The organism is Streptomyces sp. PA03-5A, assembly GCF_033792725.1.
Taxonomy (GTDB): domain Bacteria; phylum Actinomycetota; class Actinomycetes; order Streptomycetales; family Streptomycetaceae; genus Actinacidiphila.
Genome location: NZ_JARAVL010000010.1, coordinates 14,945 through 31,708, shown reverse-complemented (window position 1 = coordinate 31,708; position 16,764 = coordinate 14,945). Strand labels below are relative to the sequence as shown.

At 72.1% G+C, this 16,764-nt stretch carries 12 protein-coding genes; 6 read left to right on the top strand and 6 right to left on the bottom strand.

From position 1 onward, the window contains the following. A complete protein-coding gene (locus PV410_RS14410; protein ID WP_500324558.1) occupies positions 1-693 on the bottom strand; it encodes a hypothetical protein in 693 nt (230 codons plus the stop codon). On the opposite strand from PV410_RS14410, the gene PV410_RS14405 reads away from it, so the two are divergent. The 4 genes from PV410_RS14405 to PV410_RS14390 all read left to right on the top strand — a co-directional run bounded on the left by PV410_RS14405 (position 692) and on the right by PV410_RS14390 (position 3,580). Beyond that, positions 692-1,336: a phosphotransferase gene (locus tag PV410_RS14405; protein WP_500324557.1), complete on the top strand. Its 645-nt coding sequence runs from the start codon at positions 692-694 to the stop codon at positions 1,334-1,336. The two genes, PV410_RS14410 and PV410_RS14405, sit on opposite strands and share 2 nt — an antisense overlap. Next, positions 1,300-1,674 (top strand): roadblock/LC7 domain-containing protein, encoded by a 375-nt coding sequence (locus PV410_RS14400; RefSeq protein WP_500324555.1) that lies wholly within the window; start codon positions 1,300-1,302, stop codon positions 1,672-1,674. The genes PV410_RS14405 and PV410_RS14400 overlap by 37 nt, the downstream gene beginning before the upstream one ends. A gap of 199 nt (positions 1,675-1,873) precedes the next feature. Continuing rightward, positions 1,874-2,248 carry an ArsR/SmtB family transcription factor gene (locus PV410_RS14395; RefSeq protein ID WP_500324553.1) on the top strand — a complete coding sequence of 125 codons (375 nt, stop codon included), beginning with the start codon at positions 1,874-1,876 and terminating at the stop codon, positions 2,246-2,248. A gap of 45 nt (positions 2,249-2,293) precedes the next feature. After that, complete coding sequence (locus PV410_RS14390; RefSeq protein ID WP_500324551.1) at positions 2,294-3,580, top strand: ATP-binding protein; 1,287 nt, start codon at positions 2,294-2,296, stop codon at positions 3,578-3,580. A gap of 211 nt (positions 3,581-3,791) precedes the next feature. Here PV410_RS14390 and PV410_RS14385 read toward each other — a convergent pair whose 3' ends face one another. The 5 genes from PV410_RS14385 to PV410_RS14365 form a co-directional block, all read right to left on the bottom strand. Continuing rightward, a complete protein-coding gene (locus PV410_RS14385) occupies positions 3,792-5,630 on the bottom strand; it encodes an alpha-galactosidase D (RefSeq protein ID WP_500324549.1) in 1,839 nt (612 codons plus the stop codon). A 69-nt stretch (positions 5,631-5,699) separates the two neighbouring features. Further along, positions 5,700-6,626, bottom strand: a complete 927-nt coding sequence (locus PV410_RS14380; RefSeq protein WP_500324547.1) for a carbohydrate ABC transporter permease — start codon at positions 6,624-6,626, stop codon at positions 5,700-5,702. After that, the gene (locus PV410_RS14375) at positions 6,623-7,591 is read right to left on the bottom strand and encodes a carbohydrate ABC transporter permease (RefSeq protein ID WP_500324545.1); all 969 of its coding nucleotides are present in this window, start codon (positions 7,589-7,591) and stop codon (positions 6,623-6,625) included. The genes PV410_RS14380 and PV410_RS14375 overlap by 4 nt, the downstream gene beginning before the upstream one ends. A 20-nt stretch (positions 7,592-7,611) precedes the next feature. Next, positions 7,612-8,925: an ABC transporter substrate-binding protein gene (locus PV410_RS14370; RefSeq protein ID WP_500324543.1), complete on the bottom strand. Its 1,314-nt coding sequence runs from the start codon at positions 8,923-8,925 to the stop codon at positions 7,612-7,614. Between the two features lie 8 nt (positions 8,926-8,933). Beyond that, positions 8,934-10,109, bottom strand: coding sequence for an ROK family transcriptional regulator (locus PV410_RS14365; protein WP_500324541.1), 1,176 nt, complete (start codon positions 10,107-10,109; stop codon positions 8,934-8,936). Between the two features lie 179 nt (positions 10,110-10,288). On the opposite strand from PV410_RS14365, the gene PV410_RS14360 reads away from it, so the two are divergent. Continuing rightward, a complete protein-coding gene (locus tag PV410_RS14360; RefSeq protein WP_500324539.1) occupies positions 10,289-12,427 on the top strand; it encodes an alpha-galactosidase in 2,139 nt (712 codons plus the stop codon). A 197-nt stretch (positions 12,428-12,624) separates the two neighbouring features. Next, a complete protein-coding gene (locus PV410_RS14355) occupies positions 12,625-16,563 on the top strand; it encodes a S8 family serine peptidase (RefSeq protein WP_500324538.1) in 3,939 nt (1,312 codons plus the stop codon). Positions 16,564-16,764: the final 201 nt, after the last annotated feature.

Genomic DNA, 16,764 nt, shown 5'->3' with positions numbered 1-16,764 from the left:
TCAGGCGGTGCCCCGCGGATAGCCGATGCCCGCGATGTCCTCGGCCAGACCGTCGAGCGTCACCTCCGCGTTCAGCCTCGCGACGACCTCCGGAGTGAGCGGGCGCAGCGCGTGGACATGGCGCACGGCGTCCAGGTCCACCGGCACCTCGTAGTACTCCTCGGCGAAGGCGCGGAACGCCTCGGGGGACCGGTCGGTCAGCAGACGGAACAGGTACGACGCGCCGTCGGCGTCCTCGCGGTCCTCCGGCAGGTCGACGGACCCGTGCCGCCACGCGTCGTCCCCGGCTGCGCGCCACAGGCAGACGGTCGCGACCGGCACGCCGTCCTCATCGCAGAACGCCGGCTCCTCGACGTACGGACGGAAGGCCTCGGGGACCTCGTCGACGATCCCCGGCCAGGGCTCGTGGTCCTCCGAACCGTAGGGGCTGACGGGGGACTCGTGGTCGAAGCCGCGAATGAAGGCCCCGGCCGCGCAGAACACGATCGCGTACTCGTCTCCCGACCCGTTGCGCAGGGAGGCCATCTCCTCCCCCGTGTCCCACACGGCGTCGAAGGAGTGGTACCGCATCTCCCACTCGGGGCTGAGGATCGCGTCGAGCATCGCCAGCGCGCGGCAGTGGTCGCGCAGTTCGGCGATGGAGGGCAGTCGGGGGGCAACGTCATGAACGGTCACGCGCACATCCAAGCCCATGGCTCCGGCGTCCCCCACCCGGGGCTCCCCGCGTCCGCGGAATTCCGGTGCCGCGCACGCCCCCGGTGCTGCTGAGCACGGTCGCGCGGGACCACTTCGGAAGGCGGACATGCCCCCACGCACCCTGAGCGGCGACCAGGCAGGGATCGAGGCTGCGCTGGTACGCCGGCTGCTGCACGCGCGGTTCCCCCACTGGGCGGACCTCCCGCTCACCCCCACCGGGTCGGCCGGCACCTCCAACGTCATGTACCGCCTGGACAGCGACACGGTCGTACGGCTGCCCAGGACCGCGGGGACCGCGAACGACGTGGACGAGGAGCACGAGTGGCTGCCGCGGCTCGCGCCGCGGCTCCCGGCGCCCGTCCCCGCGCCCCCGGCAAGGGCGCTCCCGTCGCCGGCTACGCCGCTGCGCGCCGAGGTCGACGCGGCGGCGGCCGGCGCGGCGTGGGGGGGCGGCGCATCCTACCCGGGGGCTCCGGTCCGCTCCCCGGCATCGCCGATTCCCCCACGGGGCCCGTCACGTTCAGTAGCTTCTCCGTCACCAACCGGGGCGGCGACGCGCGGACGCGCGGACGCCTGGAGAGCGACGGCAAGGAGCGGACGCCGATGGCGAATGTGGAGACCTCCCTCAAGGAGACGATGACGTCGATCGAGGGCAGCGTGGGCGCTGCCCTGGTCGACTACACCAGTGGCATGGCGCTGGGCACGATCGGTGGCGGCAAGGACCTCGACCTGACCGTCGCGGCCGCCGGCAACACCGACGTGATCCGCGCCAAGGCCCGGACGATGAAGGAACTGGGCATCAAGGAGGAGATCGAGGACGTCCTGATCACCATGAACACGCAGTACCACCTGGTCCGGCTGCTCAAGAGCCGCGACGGCAACGGCCTGTTCCTCTACCTCGTGCTCGACCGTCGCAACGCCAACCTCGCGATGGCCCGCCACCGCCTCCGGCGCATCGAGGCCGACCTCGAGCTGTAGCCGCCGTTCCTCCCTCGGGGCTCCGTGCGCCCGGGAATTGAAGAATCCTTCAATTCGGCACATCCTGATCCGCACAAGCACGGCGGTGCACGGGCCCCGGAAGGGGAAGGATTGGACGCAGTGTCGCGCCGGCGGCAGCGGGAGCGGCCGCCGGCGCGTACGGGAAGGGCCGTCGGAGACCGGGCAGGAGCGACACACGATGCAGGTACCCCTGTACCAGGCCAAGGCCGAGTTCTTCCGCATGCTCGGGCACCCCGTGCGGATCAGGGTCCTCGAGCTGCTCCAGAACGGCCCGGTGCCGGTACGGGACCTGCTGAACGAGATCGAGATCGAGCCCTCCAACCTGTCCCAGCAGCTCGCGGTGCTGCGCCGGTCCGGCATCGTGGTGTCGATCCGCGAGGGCTCCACCGTCAGCTACGCCCTCGCCGGCGGGGACGTCGCCGAACTCCTGCGCGCGGCCCGCCGCATCCTCACCGAACTCCTCGCGGGGCAGACCGAACTGCTCGCCGAACTCCGCCAGGCCGACGCCCCGCCCGGGCGCGCGCAGGAACAGGTCGGCCACCCCGCCGGCTGAGCGCTCCGGCGCCACCTGGGCCAGAATGGTCGGGAGGTGAGCTCGATGACGCCTTGGCGGGTACGTGATCTGGAGGAAGGCGACCTGGACCAGGTCGTGCGCATCTGGGAGGAGTCGCGCGACACGACCGAGGACCCCGCGGTGACCCTGGCGGAGGTGGTCGGCGCGCTGCGCGCGGGAGCGCCCGCCGTGGTGGCCATGGTCGGTGACCGGGTCGTGGGGGCGGCGGTGTCCTCGACGGCCCAGGAGCGCGCCTGGGTGCTGCGGCTGGCCATCGCCCGGCAGTGGCGCCACCACGGGATGGGCTCGGCGCTGCTGGCGGCCCTGGAGGACAGTCTGAGCCAGGCGGGGATGCGCCGGATCGGAGCACTGCTGCCCGAGGGCGAGGTCGGTGAGCAGGCGTTCCGGAACTCCGGGTACTCCTTCCGCCCCGGGCTCGGTTACTTCGAGAAGCTGCTGTCGGCCGACTCCGCGCAGGACACCCTGCTCGACCAGCTCGGCGGGGCGGTCCCTGAGCAAGGGCTGTGGGACCGCATCGCGGGCATGACCGCGGAGAAGGCGCTCATCGAGCGGCGGCTGGTGCTGCCGCTGGAGAACCCCGGGGTCGCGGAGCGCTACCACCTGGTGCCGCCGCGTGCGGTGGTCCTCTTCGGTCCGCCGGGCACCGGCAAGACGACGTTCGCCAAGGCCGTGGCCTCCCGGCTGGCGTGGCCGTTCATCGAGGTGCTCCCGTACCAGCTGGCCGAGGACGCGCACGGCGTGGCCGACGGACTGCGGCGGCTCTTCGCCCGGGTCGAGCACCTGGAGCAGGTGGTGCTCTTCTTCGACGAGGCGGAGGAGATCGCCTCGGAGCGGCAGGACCCGTCCACCCTGGCCCACCGGGTGACCAACGAGCTCCTCAAGCTCATCCCGCAGTTCCGGCGCGGCGAGCGCCGGCTGCTGATCTGCGCGACCAACGCGGTGCGCTCGCTGGACCCGGCCTTCCTGCGGCCGGGCCGCTTCGACTTCCTGATCCCGGTCGGCCCGCCCGACCCCGCGGCCCGCCGGGCGATCTGGATCCGCTACATCGGTCCGGACCGGGTGGCGGACATCGACCTGGACGCGCTGGTCGAGGCGAGCGACCGCTTCACACCGGCGGACATCGAGTACGCGGCGCAGGCCGCCGCGCAGACCGCCTTCGAACGGCACCTGGCGACGGACCCGCGCAGCACGGCGGACCTGACGCACCGCACCGAGGACTACCTGCAGGCGGTCGCCCGTACCCGCGCCACCCTCACGACCGAGGACATCCGCGCCTTCGACCACGACCTGCGCTCCGCCGCCCGCGTGTGAGGCACGTGGGGCGCGGCGGAAGGGGGGTGGACGCTCCGCGCCGCGTTCGTGGCCGAAACCGGCGGACATCGGCGATGCCCGGGCGACGGCCCCCCTCGGAGCCCTATGGTGACCGTGGGCCGGCAGATGCGCGCTCCCCCGTCCGTGTCTGCCGGCCCACCTTGTCTTCCGCCCGCCGTGGGGCCCGGCGCGTGCCGGGCCCCACGGGGTGTCAGGACAGCTCGGGCACGTCGATCCGGTCGATGTCCGGGGCGTAACCGTCGGCGCTGTCGAAGGTGATGGTGTTGGCGCCCGCCTTCAGCGTGACGGGAAGGCTGACCGCCTCGACGGTGCCCCAGTCGCCCGTGGACGGGAACGTGCGGGCGGTGGCGCCGCCACCGTTGGCGGAGACCCGGACCGTGCGGGCGTCACCGCTCACGTAGGCGACCTTGATCATGTAGGTGCCGGCCTTCTTCACCACGACGTCGTTGAAGCGGAGCGAGCCCCCGAGGTAGAGGTTGCCGGCCTTCCTACCGCCGGAGCAGGCACCGCAGTCGGCGAGGGAGGCGTTGCCGGCCAGGGTGTTGCCCGCGGCCTCCGCCTCGTAGCCGGTCATGGGCTGGACCGGGCCGTGCGGGGTGACGGTGAACAGGCGCGAGCCGTGCGCGGGAAGGGACTTGGTGACCTTGCCCCGGTGGGAGCCGAGGTCCTCGTGGTTCCACAGGTCGCGGACCGAGGCGCGGCCGGCGAAGCCGAGCGAGGTCCAGTCGGCGGTCACGGCGGCGGGGGCGTCGCCGAGGTTGAACAGGGCGACGGTGTAGCTGCCGTCGGCGTTCTCAGCGGCCCAGACCTGCTGGTCGCCCACGGGGGTGACCGGGCGGGCCGGCGGGGTGCTCGACTGGTCGAGGGCGATGACCTCGCGGTTGGTCAGCAGGGACAGCCCGTAGTCGTCGAGGCGGGTGAGGTCGTCACCGGTGTAGAGCGGGGACTTGGCGATGGCCCACAGCGTCATGTAGGTCTGCCGCTCGGCCTTGGTGAGGCCGTCCATCCGGCCGTTGCCGACGTCGAGGGAGTCGAGGTCGTTCCAGCCGCCGGGGCCGCCGTGCCGGCTCCAGGCGGCCGCGTCGGCGAAGCGGTCGTCGACGGAGTTCTCCCAGGAGACGAGGGTGTCGCAGTAGCACTCGACGTCGGTGTCGATCCGCCAGCCGTTGGAGTACTTCTTCCAGTCGGCGACGTGGCCGATGTCCAGCGACCAGGACAGCTCGAGGTGGATGGGGCGGCCGGTGGCGGCGATGGCCTTCTGCCAGGCGGCGATGTCGGCGCGGTTGTCGTAGTTGTCACCGCTCTTGAAGGAGCCGGGACCGACGCCGTCGATCTTCAGGAAGTCGTATCCCCAGTCGGCGATCATCCGCGCCTGGGAGTCGACGTACTTCTGCGCGCAGGGGTTCGAGAAGTCGATCTTGTAGGAGCTGTCCCAGCCGTTGGTGGTGCGCAGGTCGTCGTAGACGATGTCGGCGGTGGTGCAGTCGGTGGTGTTCCAGATCGGCACCTTGCCGTCGCCGTACCCCTCCTTCTCCAGGCCGACCGGCAGGTAGATGCCGGCCTTGAGGCCCTTGGCGTGGACGTGGTCGGCGACCGCCTTCATGCCGCGCGGGAAGCGCCCGGGGTCGGGGGTCTGCCGGCCGTACGCGTCGAACTCGGGCTTCCAGGACTGGTCGCGCCACCAGCCGGCGTCGAGGTTGACGTAGTTGTAGCCGTACTTCTTGAGCTTGGCGGCCATGGCGTCGGCCTGCTTGAGGACGTTCGCCTCGGTCAGGTAGCTGTAGTCGCCCGTGGGGTTGAGCCCGGGGTACTTCGAGGACTGCATGCTCCAGCTCGACCAGCCCATGTAGGGCTTGGCGGCGACCTGGTGCGCGGTGACGGCGGTGGTCCCGGCCGTCGCGGCGGGCACGCCGTCGGGGCCGGTCGCCCCGGCCGCGGGGACGGCGGCCGACACGCCGGCGGTGAGGGCCAGGACGAGCAGGGTCCTGGCGGCGGTCGAGGACAGGGCGGAGCGCGAGGGTGACCGCATGGGTCGGGCCTCCTGGGGGTGGGGGGTACGGCGGGTGCGGTGCGGGTGTGCGTGCCGGGCCCGGCGAGGTCAGCCCTTGCCGGAGCCGATGGTCAGGCCGCTGATGAACTGCCGCTGGAGCGCGAAGTACACGAGCAGGGTGGGGACGGCGGTCATCAGGGCACCGGCGGCGATGAGGTTGGGGTTGGTGAAGTACTGGCCCTGCAGGTTGGCCAGGGCGGAGGTGATGGGGCGCTTGTCACCCGTCTCGATGAGGGCGAGCGGCCAGAAGAAGTCGTTGTAGATCCAGATCGACTCCAGGGTGGCGAGCGCGGCGAAGGCCGGCCGGCACAGCGGCAGGATGATCTGGAAGAACTGCCGCCACACCTGGGCGCCGTCGACGAGGGCGGCCTCGGAGATCTCCCCGGGGATCGTCTTCATGTAGTTGCTCAGCACGAAGGTGCAGAAGCCGCACTGGTAGGCGATGTGGATGGCGATGATGCCCCAGGCCGAGTTGTACAGCAGCAGCGAGTCGCTCATCCACGCCGGGAGCGGTACCAGCAGGTAGAGCCGGTAGAGCGGGGTGATGAGCACCTGCGCGGGCAGCAGGTTGCCCGCGGTGAAGAGCATCAGCAGCGCGATGTTCCAGCGGAAGTCGAAGCGGGAGACGAAGAAGGCGACCGCCGCGGAGAACAACAGGGTGCCCAGGACGGACGGGACGGTGATGAGGACCGAGTTCCAGAAGAAGTGCGGCATGCCGGACTGGTTCCAGGCGTCGGTGTAGTTCTGCAGGCTGATCCCGCGGGGCCAGGACAGGTAGCCGTGCTTGCTGGTGTCCGCGTAGGGGCGCAGCGAGGTGTAGACGGCCCACAGCAGCGGCAGCAGCCACAGCAGCGCGATCGTGGCGAGCATCAGGTGCCGGCCGGTCTGCCGCGGGGGCTTGGAGGCCCCGCCGCCGCGCGAGGCCTCGCGGCGGGGGCGGGCCGGGGTGACGGGCGGGGTGGCGGTCGTGGTCACCGGTCCTCCTTGCGGAAGTTCTGGACGAGGAAGGTCCCGATGGCGGCGAGGGAGACCAGGAGCAGGACGACCGCGAGGGCGGAGCCGTAACCGATGTGGCTGGACTCGCCGATGATGTTGTCGGTGATCAGCAGCGACAGCAGTTCCATGCCGGGCTTGCTGCCAACGCCGCCGCCGAGCACGTAGACGACGTCGAAGGCCCGCAGGGACTCCATGACGGTGACGACCAGGATGATGACGTTGACCGGCTTGAGGGCGGGGAAGACAACCTTCAGGAAGGTCTGGCGGCCGTTGGCGCCGTCGAGCGCGGCGGCCTCCTTCAGGGCCGGGTCGAAGCCCTTCAGCCCGGCCAGGTAGAGGATCATGATGTAGCCGGTGTGCCGCCAGGCCGAGGCGACCAGGACGGCCCACAGGTTGAGGTCGGGGTCGCCCAGCCAGTCGACGTGGTGGCCGGGGGCCACCGCGCCCAGGATGCCGTCCAGCAGGCCCGTGTCGGGGTTGTAGATGATCTCCCAGATCAGGCCGACCACGGCCAGGGAGAGCACCATCGGCAGGAAGATCGCCGTCTGGTAGACCCGGGTGAAGCGGAGCTTCCGGTCGAGCTGGTAGGCGAGGAAGATCCCGAACGGGGTGGGCAGCAGCGCCGTGAAGAGCAGCCAGATGACGTTGTGCCGCACCGCGGGCCAGAACGGCGGGTAGTTGGTGAGGATCTGGTGGTAGTTGTCGAGCCCGACCCAGTGGATGTCGGACAGGTAGATGCCGTCCCAGCTGGTGAAGGACAGGCCCATGGAGGCCAGTGCCGGGAGCCAGACGAAGACCAGGAGGGCCAGGAGCGGGACGCCGACGACGGCCGCCAGGAAGAGCCGGTCACCGGCGCCGAGCCGGCGGGGGCGGCGCCGGGGCGCCCCGGTGGCGGGGGCCTGCGGCGTGGGGGCGGAGGGTGCGGTGGGGGACGCGGAGGGCACGGTGAACCTTCCCGGTCCGGTCAGGAGGTGAAGAAGCGCGAGCGCTGCGACTCGATGCGCTTCAGCAGGGCCGAGCCGTCGTCGGGGTGGCCGAGCCATTGGGTGAGTCCGGGCAGGACGACCGTGGAGATGAACCCGGGGTCGCTGTCGCGGTCGGCGAACTGGGTGATGTGCTTGGCGGAGGCGATGAGTTCGGCGGACTTCTTCTGCAGCGGGTTGTAGGAGCCGGTGTCGGCCTGCGCGTGGACGGCCACGTTGCTGGGGTCGACACCCATGTAGAGGCCCTCGGCCTCGGCGCTGCCGAGGAACTCCAGGAGCTTCTTGGCGCCCTTCTCGTTCTTGGGGCGGCGGCTGAGCATGAAGCCGTCCGTGGGCGCCTCGACGGCGTCCTGCCCGTTGACCGGGTCGATCTCGGGGAAGGGGAAGAAGTCGATGTCGGAGCGGAGCGCCTCGTCGGTGACCTGCTGGCCGAGGAAGAGGCCGATGACCGCCATGCCGGACTTCTTGTCCAGCAGCGACTGGGCCGCGTCCTGCCACGAACGTCCGCCGGCGCCCTGCTGGTAGTACGGGCTGATCTCGCGCCACAGGTCGAGGGTGGCGACGGCGCGCTTGTCGGTCCAGGAGACCTCGCCGCGCATCAGGGACATGTGGAAGTCGTAGCCGTTGGCCCGCAGGTTGAGGTAGTCGAAGGCGCCGAGGATGCTCCAGGCGTCGCCGCCCCCGTAGCCGGAGGCGATCGGGGAGAGGCCGTCCTTCTTCATCCGCTTGGCGAGCGCGGTGAACTCGGACCAGGTGCGCGGGACGGTGTAGCCGCGCTCCTGGAAGAGGCTCTTCCGGTAGAAGACGCCCCAGGGGTAGTTGTAGAGCGGGACGAAGTAGAACTTGCCGTCCTCGCCGCGGGAGAGCTGCTTGGTGGCCTCGCTGAAGCCGCCGCCTATCTTCTCCCACACGTCGTCGAGGGGGGTGGCGAGGCCCTTCTTGGCGAAGTACTGCATGCGGTAACCGGCGAACCAGGTGAAGACGTCGTCCGGAGTGCCCTGCAGGTAGCTGGAGATGCCCTTCTGGAAGCTGTCGTGGTCGACGGTGTTGGTCTTGACCGTCAGCCCGCTGTCCTTGGTGAAGGCCTTGGTCACCGCCGCGTAGGCGGACTTGGGCGTGGCGTCGGCCCCGTTGGACCCGAAGGTCACCGTCTTGGGGTCGGCCGCCGCTCCCCCGCCGCAGGCGGTGAGGAGGGGGGCGGCGAGCGCCGCGGCTCCGAGCCCGAACAGCCCGCCGACCACGGTGCGGCGGCTGGGCTGAGGCGCGGTCAGGACGGTGCGGCTCTGCAGCGTCATCGCTACTCCTAGTACGTGTCTGATCTGATGAAGGACTGGATCGCGGTGGCCGCGGCCCCGCGCGCCCATTCCTCGAAGGGCAGCGGACGGGTCCGCAGGTCGCACTGCCCGGCGGTGCCGAAGGCGGAGGCGGCGAAGGCCTCGAGGATCTGGTCGGCGAACAGGTCGTGGGCCACCAGGCCCTCGCCCGAGATGATCACGCGCTCCGGGCCGAAGAGGTTGGCCACCGAGCCGATGGCCCGGCCGATCGCCTCGCCGGCCCGCGCGTACACCTCCCTGGCCCCCGGGTCGCCGCCGTGGGCCAGTCGCAGTGCCTCGGCGGCGTCGGCCACGGGGGTTCCCGTCGCCTCGCGGACCGCGCGCACGATCGCCGGGTCCGCGGCGATCGCCTCCACGCACCCGCGGTTGCCGCAGTGGCACAGCGGTCCCGCCGGGTCGATGGACAGGTGCCCGATCTCGCCGGCCACCCCGTACGCGCCCGAGACCACCCGCCCGTGCACCACGAGACCGCAGCCGATGCCCGCGCCGACCGTCACCACGGCGAAGTCGGACAGGCCCACCCCGGCGCCGAACCACTGCTCGGCGACGGTGAGCGCCCTGACGTCGTTGTCGACGGTGACGGGCAGGCCGGTGGTCATCCCCGCCAGCTCGGCCAGCGGGATGTCCCGCCAGTCGAGGAAGGGCGAGTAGCGCACCAGGCCGCCGGCCCGGTCCACGTCACCGGAGACCGCGATGCCCAGGCCGCTGACGGGGACGCCGAAACCGTCGGCCTCCGCCAGCAGTTCGTGCACCAGTGCCGCCGCCGACGCCAGGACGGCCCCGGGGTCGGGGGCGGCCAGCGGCACGTGGCGGGAGGTGCGGATCCGGCAGCAGAGGTCGGTGAGCACACCGATGATCTCGTCGCCGGTGATCTTGAGGCCGATGAACAGCGCCCGGCCGCCGTCCACCCGTACGGGGTTGGCCGGCCGTCCCAGGGAGGGACGCGCCTCCTCGTCCACGTCCTCGACCAGGTACCCGGCCTCGATCAGCGGCCGGACCGCCTTGGTGACCGCGGCCGCTGACAGCCCGGCACGCTTGGCGATCTCGGTGCGGGTGAGCGGACCGTGGCACAGGACGGTGGTGAAGATCTGGGAGGCGGCCGGCGTGTGGGCCGGGAACGCCTCCCCCGGCGGGATCGAGGACATGGCCGGGAACCTAGGTGGGTTCTTTTCTGCTGTCAATAAAAGAAGCAAGACTCCTCGGAAGTAGACCAAGTGAGGGCCCCTCAACTGGAAAAGGTCGGACCAGAGTGGGTGTTGACATGTGATCCAAGGTAAGGATTGGCTGCCGCCTGTCTCCTGGCGCGACCCGAACGTGAGGACCCATGCCCGTGATCTCCCATGCCCCGGACACCGGGATCTGGCTGCTGAGCACCCCGCGCACGTCGTACGCACTGCGCATCGACGCGACCGGTGCCCCCTGCCACGTCGCCTGGGGCCCGCGGCTGACCCTGCAGGAGGCGGCCGAACTCGCCGTCCCGCCGGGACCGGACGCGAGCAGCTTCGAGGGCCGTTCGCCGGTGAGCGAGGAACTCCCCGTCGACGGCGGGGCCCGCTTCGGGGTACCGTCCCTCCAGGTCCGCCTCCCCGACGGGAGCAGGGGCTTCGAGTGGCAGCCGACGGGTCATGACGTGCGGGAACCCGCGCCCGGTGTGCACGAGTTGGCGCTGCGGTTCCGCGACCGCGTCCACCCGCTGGAGGTCACCCTCCACTACCGTCTCCACGACGACAGCGACGTCATCGAGCGGCGCACCGTCCTGCGCAACGCGGGCGAGCACGCCCTCACGGTGCTCCGCGCCGACTCCGCCGCCTGGAGCCTGCCGCCGCTGCCCGACTACCGGCTCAGCCACGTCACCGGCCAGTGGTCCGCGGAGAGCCAACTGCGCCGGGAGCGGCTGCCGTACGGCGAGACCGTGCTGACCAGCCGCCGCGGCATCACCAGCCACCACGCCAACCCGTGGGTGATGGTCGACGCAGGTGACGCCGGCGAGACCCACGGCCGGGTGTGGAGCGCCGCCCTGGCCTGGAGCGGCAGTTGGCGTGTCACCGCGCAGCGCACCCCGGACGGGCGCGCCGGCTTCACGGGGGGTGCGGGACACGACGGTACGAACGTGCCGCTGACCCCGGGCGAGGAGTACACCACGCCCACCTTCGCGGGCCTGTACACCGGCGGGGGCTTCGGCGCGGCCAGTCGCGCCTGGCACGCGTACACCCTGGCCCACGTCCTGCCGCACCCGCGGGAGACGGCTCCGGTGCTCTACAACTCCTGGGAGGCCACCGGCTTCGACGTCGACGAGCCCGGCCAGGCGGCGCTCGCCGCCCGGGCCGCGGCGCTCGGCGTGGAGCTGTACGTCGTCGACGACGGGTGGTTCGGGGCACGGCGCGACGACCGCGCGGGCCTCGGCGACTGGACCCCGGCCGCCGACCGCTTCCCCTCCGGGCTGGCCCCCCTGGCCGACCGGGTGCACCGGCTCGGGATGCGCTTCGGCCTGTGGGTGGAACCGGAGATGGTCAACCCGGACAGCGACCTGTACCGCGAGCACCCCGACTGGGTGCTGCACGTCCCGCACCGGAACCGGACCGAGCTGCGCAACCAGCTGGTCCTCAACTTCGCACGGCAGGACGTCGCCGACTGGGCGTACGGCTGGCTCACCCGGCTCGTCGCGGAGAACGGCGTCGACTTCCTCAAGTGGGACATGAACCGCGCCTTCAGCGAGGCCGGCTGGCCCGGACGCGACGACGGCGCGGACCGGCTGTGGACGCGGTACGTGCACCACCTCTACGGGGTGATCGACCGGCTCCGCGCCGACCATCCGCAGTTGCGGATCGAGTCCTGCAGCGGCGGCGGCGGCCGGGTGGACCTCGGCATCCTCTCCCGCACCGACCAGGCGTGGCCCTCCGACAACACCGACGCCGCCGACCGCGTGTCGATCCAGCACGGCTACGGCCAGGTCTACCCCGCGCGCACCATGGCCGCCTGGGTGACCGACGTCCCGAACCAGCTCACGCACCGCACGGTGCCGCTGCGCTTCCGCTTCCACGTCGCGATGGCCGGGCTGCTCGGCATCGGCGGTGACCTCACCCGCTGGTCCGAGGAGGAACTGGCCGCCGGGGCGGAGCTGGTGGCCGAGTACAAGCGGGTCCGTCACCTCGTCCAGCACGGAGCGCTGCACCGGCTGCGCGGTCCCGGGGACGACGGCCCCACCGTCGTGGAGTACGCCGCGCACGACGGCAGCGAGGCGCTGGTGCTCGCCTGGCAGCGCGTCCAGCGGCACGGCGGCCCGCGGGGACCGGTGCGGCTGGGCGGCCTCACCGCCGGGGCCCGCTACCGCGACACGCGTACGGGGACCGTGCACCACGCGGCGGTGCTCGGCGGGTACGGGCTCGTGCTCGATCTGCCGCCCGGCGACTGGGCCAGTTCGGCGGTGCACCTGGTGCGCGTCGCCGAGCACGAGGGCGCCTGACCGTCCCGCCGGGCCGTGCCGCACCCCGCGCATGTGGGCAACTGCACAAACCCGCAGCTGCGGGAGCTTGTCCGGTGTGACGTGGCAGCGTCAAGGTGAGCTCCGTCCGCCCGTCCCGAAGACCCGCCGGCCCTCTGCACGTTCCTCACCCGATCACCGAAGGGCGTTGCATGTCCCACCGCTTCAGACGAGCGCGTTTGACGGCGCTCGCCGCCCTGTTGTCCACGATCGCCGCGCCTTCCGTCGCCCACGCCGCGGATCCGGACGCCCCGGCGTCCCGGGCCGCGGCCCACGCGGCCCCCGCGGCACACACCCTCACCCTCGACGACGGCTCGGTGCTGCACTGGTCCGACGACGGGTCAGGCACCCTGACCCGCAAGGACGGCACCACCCGGGCCTTCCCCGTGGCGGGCACGAAGGGCCGCAGCGCGTTCGGCGGCTCCCTGACCCCGTCCGCCGAGATCCTCCAGCGCCGGGCCGACGCCGCCGCGCTCACGCCGTACAGCGTGGGCGGCGCCACCGGCGGCGGCTCCGCGGTGCGCCCCCGGACCATGAACTCAGGCGCCGTCCCGCTCCCGAAGGCGGTCCGCGAGGCCGTCGACGGCATCGGCGACCGGAGCGCGGCCCGCACCGCCGCCCCCTCCGCCGCCAAGGACCTGCCCACCAACGAGGGCCTGACGACGTCCTTCCAGTCCTACCTCAACGCGGGCGGCGTCAACGCGGTCGGCGCCTTCCGGGACACCGCGAGGTACCTCCGCGCGCTGCCCGGTCAGGGCCAGGTCATCACCAACGTGTCGCTGGGGGACCTCACCGACCAGGGCATGGCCGACGCGGGCGACGAGTACGTGCGCCTCAACGGCCCCACCACGGTGCTCCGCGACGGCAAGCGCTACCTCGACTTCCCCTCCCTGCCGCTCATACCGACCTACACCAGCGACAACAAGGGCCGCCTCGACGCGGCCGGCGCCATCGAGGGCCAGGACCCCAACCTCGCCGAAGTGCTGCTCGACTTCTCGATGATGGCCCCGCTGCCGCACGACCGGCAGCGCCCGGAGGCCACCGGCAGCGGCGCCACCGACCTGCTGGGCATCGCGCCCGGCGCGCAGTACCGGCTCGTGATCCCCGAGGAGCCCTCGGCCACCGGCATCGCGGCCGCGCTGCGGGCCGCGGCCGCCCAGAAGCCCCGGCCGGACGTCATCACGGCGAGCCTCGGCTTCGGCACGGACGGCTCGATCGGCTTCCCCTCGCGGTGGCTGGAGGACGACCCGGAGATCAGGGACACCCTGCGCGCCATCGTGGACTCGGGGATCGTCGTGGTCGTGTCGTCCAACGACGGCACCCGCCTGGGCCTGCCGGTGTCGGTCGGCCCCGACGGCGGCAGCACCCCGACCGACGTGACGTCGAGCAGCCGCGCGCAGACGTCGATCGACGACGTCGCCCCCACCACCACCCCCACCCTGGTCCGTGACACCGGGGTGATCGCCGCCGGCGGCACCACCGTCGACGACACCCTGAGCTCGGACGACGTACGCACCGCCGTCTACCCGACCACCCGCTACAACGGCTCCGCCGGCTACTCCTCGGGGTTCGGCACCCGGATCGACCTGGCGGCGCCCGGCGACAACCTGCCCTCGCTGATCCACACACCGGACGGTCCGGGCGTGGTGCTCAACGGCGGCACCTCGGCCTCGGCCCCGATGATCGCCGCTGCGGCGGCCAACGTGCTGGCGGCCGCCGAGGCGACCGGGCAGAAGCTCAGCCCGCGTGAGGTCCGGAAGCTGCTGGTGGACACCGGCCGCCCGATCGCCCAGCCCCCGCAGGCCGACCGGGAACTGCGCATGGGCCCCCAGCTGGACGTGACAGCGGCGGTGGAGAAGGTGCTCGCCAAGCGCCATTCCCTCACCCCGGCCGCGGTACGGCTGTCCGTCGCCGAGCGCCAGCTGCTGTCGGTGAGCCCGACCACCGCCTTCGTCGAGGCCACCGATCCCTCCGCGATCGACCTGGCGGGCCCCGCCGACGCCTGGGGCAACCCGTCCGGGCAGAACGCGGTCTCGCCCATCACCTTCGGCCTCGACCTCACCGGCGGGCACCGGAAGCTGACGTACCGTCTGCGCGTCGGTGAGCACGGCACGATCCCGTCCGCCGGCCCGAGCCTGCGCGTCCTGCCGCGCGAGCTGCTGGCCGCCGCCGGCCTGCCCCTCGCCTCCGGCGAAGCGCGCACCGTACAGGTGACGTTCGAGGCCCTCGACGGCCACAAGGTAGTGGCCTCGACCGGTCAGCGGCTCACCTTCGGCGCGGCCGACGGCACCTATGTGCAGCCGAAGGCCCCGACCGCGCCCGGCTCGTCCCCGCTGGGCAAGTCCGTCACCGTGCACTACGACCTCACCGGCCTGCGGGACGCGACCGCCCCCAAGCTGGTGCTCTCCTCGGTCGGCCACTGGACGCCCTTCACCACCAGCGACAAGTGGCGTGCCCAGTGGCGCACCCCGCTCACCGGCACCAAGGGCACGGTGACCATCCCCGCCTCCGCCTTCGCGCCGGGTGGCGCCGGGCTCTACGGCATCGGCGTCACGCTCTACGACGGCCAGGTCTTCGGGGACTTCCGCGCACTGCGCGTCGGACCCGGCGCCGACCAGCGGCCGCAGGCACCGCTGCTGGGGCAGGGGAAGTCCGCCACGGCGCACGCCGTCGAACTGACCCGGGCGGAGCCGCGGTTGACGGTCTCCTGGGACGCCTCCTCGGCTCCGCACGCCGACGGCGCGGCCATCGAGTTCCTCACCCCGGCACCCACCCTGTACGGGGCTCTCAACACCGCCACCAACCAGAACGGCAGCGGCCGCGACGACAACGGCGTCGACCACGCCTCCACCCTCTTCCGGGCCCTGCCGTCGGTGAAGGGCCGGACCGTGCTCGACCTCAAGGCCCTCGGCCTGCCGACCGGACTGCAGTACCCGGTCCGGGTCCTGCCCACGCGGGCGGGCAAGCCCGTCGGACAGGCCTCGCCCACGTCGTTCGTGCAGTACCTCGACGGCGACACGGTCTCCGGCACCCTGGAGAACATCGAGGTCAGCGGGGGCACGGCGCTGCTCGCCACCGATGACTTCGCCGAGGGCGACGACGGCTGGATCCACCTGGAGGGCTCGGCCACCACCGCGTACTCGCTCTCCGAGGGAACCCTCGGCACCACGGTGTCCCGCCAGACCGGCACCTCGATGATGCAGGAGGTCCTGGGGGCCGACCCCGGCACGGGACACACCCTGATCGGCCACCGGCCGTTCGACGGCGGTGTGCTCCCCGAGGTCGACCTGCGCGACACGAAGACCGGTGCGCGCGTGAGGCTCAGCACCCTCGACCCGGGCACCGGCTCGACGTCGGTGTACTTCCAGGGCGGAGCCGTCGACCCGGCCCGGCACCGGGCGGCCGTGACGACCTTCGACGGGGTCTCGGGCGTGGCCTCGCTGTGGACCGTCGACATGGCCACCGGCAAGATCTCCGCGCCGATCCCGCTCAACGCGGACAACCCGGGGCGGGCCTTCGGCAACGTCTCCGTCGACGCCTCGACCGGCACGTTCTTCGTGGCCACCACCGGCACCATGGGGCCCTGCCTGTCCGGGCGCGTCCCCTACTGGGCGGTGTCGGTCGACCCCGGCACCCGCGAGGTGTCGCCGCTGACCACCATGCCGGCCTGCACCGCCGGGCTCCTGCCCGACGGCAAGGGCGACCGGGTGTACGTCGCCGCCGGACCCGCCACCCCCAGCTACACCACGGGCGAGTTCCCGACCGGCACCTGGCGTTCGGCCGATCAGAAGTCCCTGGCCACCTCCGCGCCGGCCGACCTCGGCACCCGGGGCGTCATGTGGCCGGTGCTCGACACCCGGCACCACGTCGCCCTCGTCGCCCACCTGTACGAGGAGGCCACCACCGGCGACAACAACGCCCTCAGCGAGATCACCGTCCTCGACCCCGACACCGGGAAGGTGCTCGCCCGGCACCCCGTCGCCAACCTCGTCAACTCCACACTGAGCACGTCCAACTTCGACTTCACCAGCCGGCGCGGCCTGTTCCTCGACCCCGCCACGCGTACCGTCTTCCTGGTGAACCCCTGGGCCAACGGCCTCCAGCGGTTCACCTACTGACCGGACACCTACGGGGCCGGGTCCGCCACGACCGGTGGCGGACCCGGCCCCGTGGTCGTCCGACGACGCCTGTGCTAGGTTGATCGCGTTGCAGTTTTGGTACCCATGAACTTTACGTGCACCTGCCGGGATGTGACCGACAGGTGCATTTTTTGTTTTCCGGTTGTCCCGGAGGGGTCATTGCGGCGACGGAGGTCCGCA

What these genes read in the sequence shown, in the direction of transcription:
- PV410_RS14405 (WP_500324557.1), top strand. Translation starts at nt 692, where the DNA reads ATGGCTCCGGCGTCCCCCACCCGGGGCTCCCCGCGTCCGCGGAATTCC.
- PV410_RS14410 (WP_500324558.1), bottom strand. Translation starts at nt 693, where the DNA reads ATGGGCTTGGATGTGCGCGTGACCGTTCATGACGTTGCCCCCCGACTG.
- PV410_RS14400 (WP_500324555.1), top strand. Translation starts at nt 1,300, where the DNA reads ATGGCGAATGTGGAGACCTCCCTCAAGGAGACGATGACGTCGATCGAG.
- PV410_RS14395 (WP_500324553.1), top strand. Translation starts at nt 1,874, where the DNA reads ATGCAGGTACCCCTGTACCAGGCCAAGGCCGAGTTCTTCCGCATGCTC.
- PV410_RS14390 (WP_500324551.1), top strand. Translation starts at nt 2,294, where the DNA reads ATGACGCCTTGGCGGGTACGTGATCTGGAGGAAGGCGACCTGGACCAG.
- PV410_RS14385 (WP_500324549.1), bottom strand. Translation starts at nt 5,630, where the DNA reads ATGCGGTCACCCTCGCGCTCCGCCCTGTCCTCGACCGCCGCCAGGACC.
- PV410_RS14370 (WP_500324543.1), bottom strand. Translation starts at nt 8,925, where the DNA reads ATGACGCTGCAGAGCCGCACCGTCCTGACCGCGCCTCAGCCCAGCCGC.
- PV410_RS14365 (WP_500324541.1), bottom strand. Translation starts at nt 10,109, where the DNA reads ATGTCCTCGATCCCGCCGGGGGAGGCGTTCCCGGCCCACACGCCGGCC.
- PV410_RS14360 (WP_500324539.1), top strand. Translation starts at nt 10,289, where the DNA reads ATGCCCGTGATCTCCCATGCCCCGGACACCGGGATCTGGCTGCTGAGC.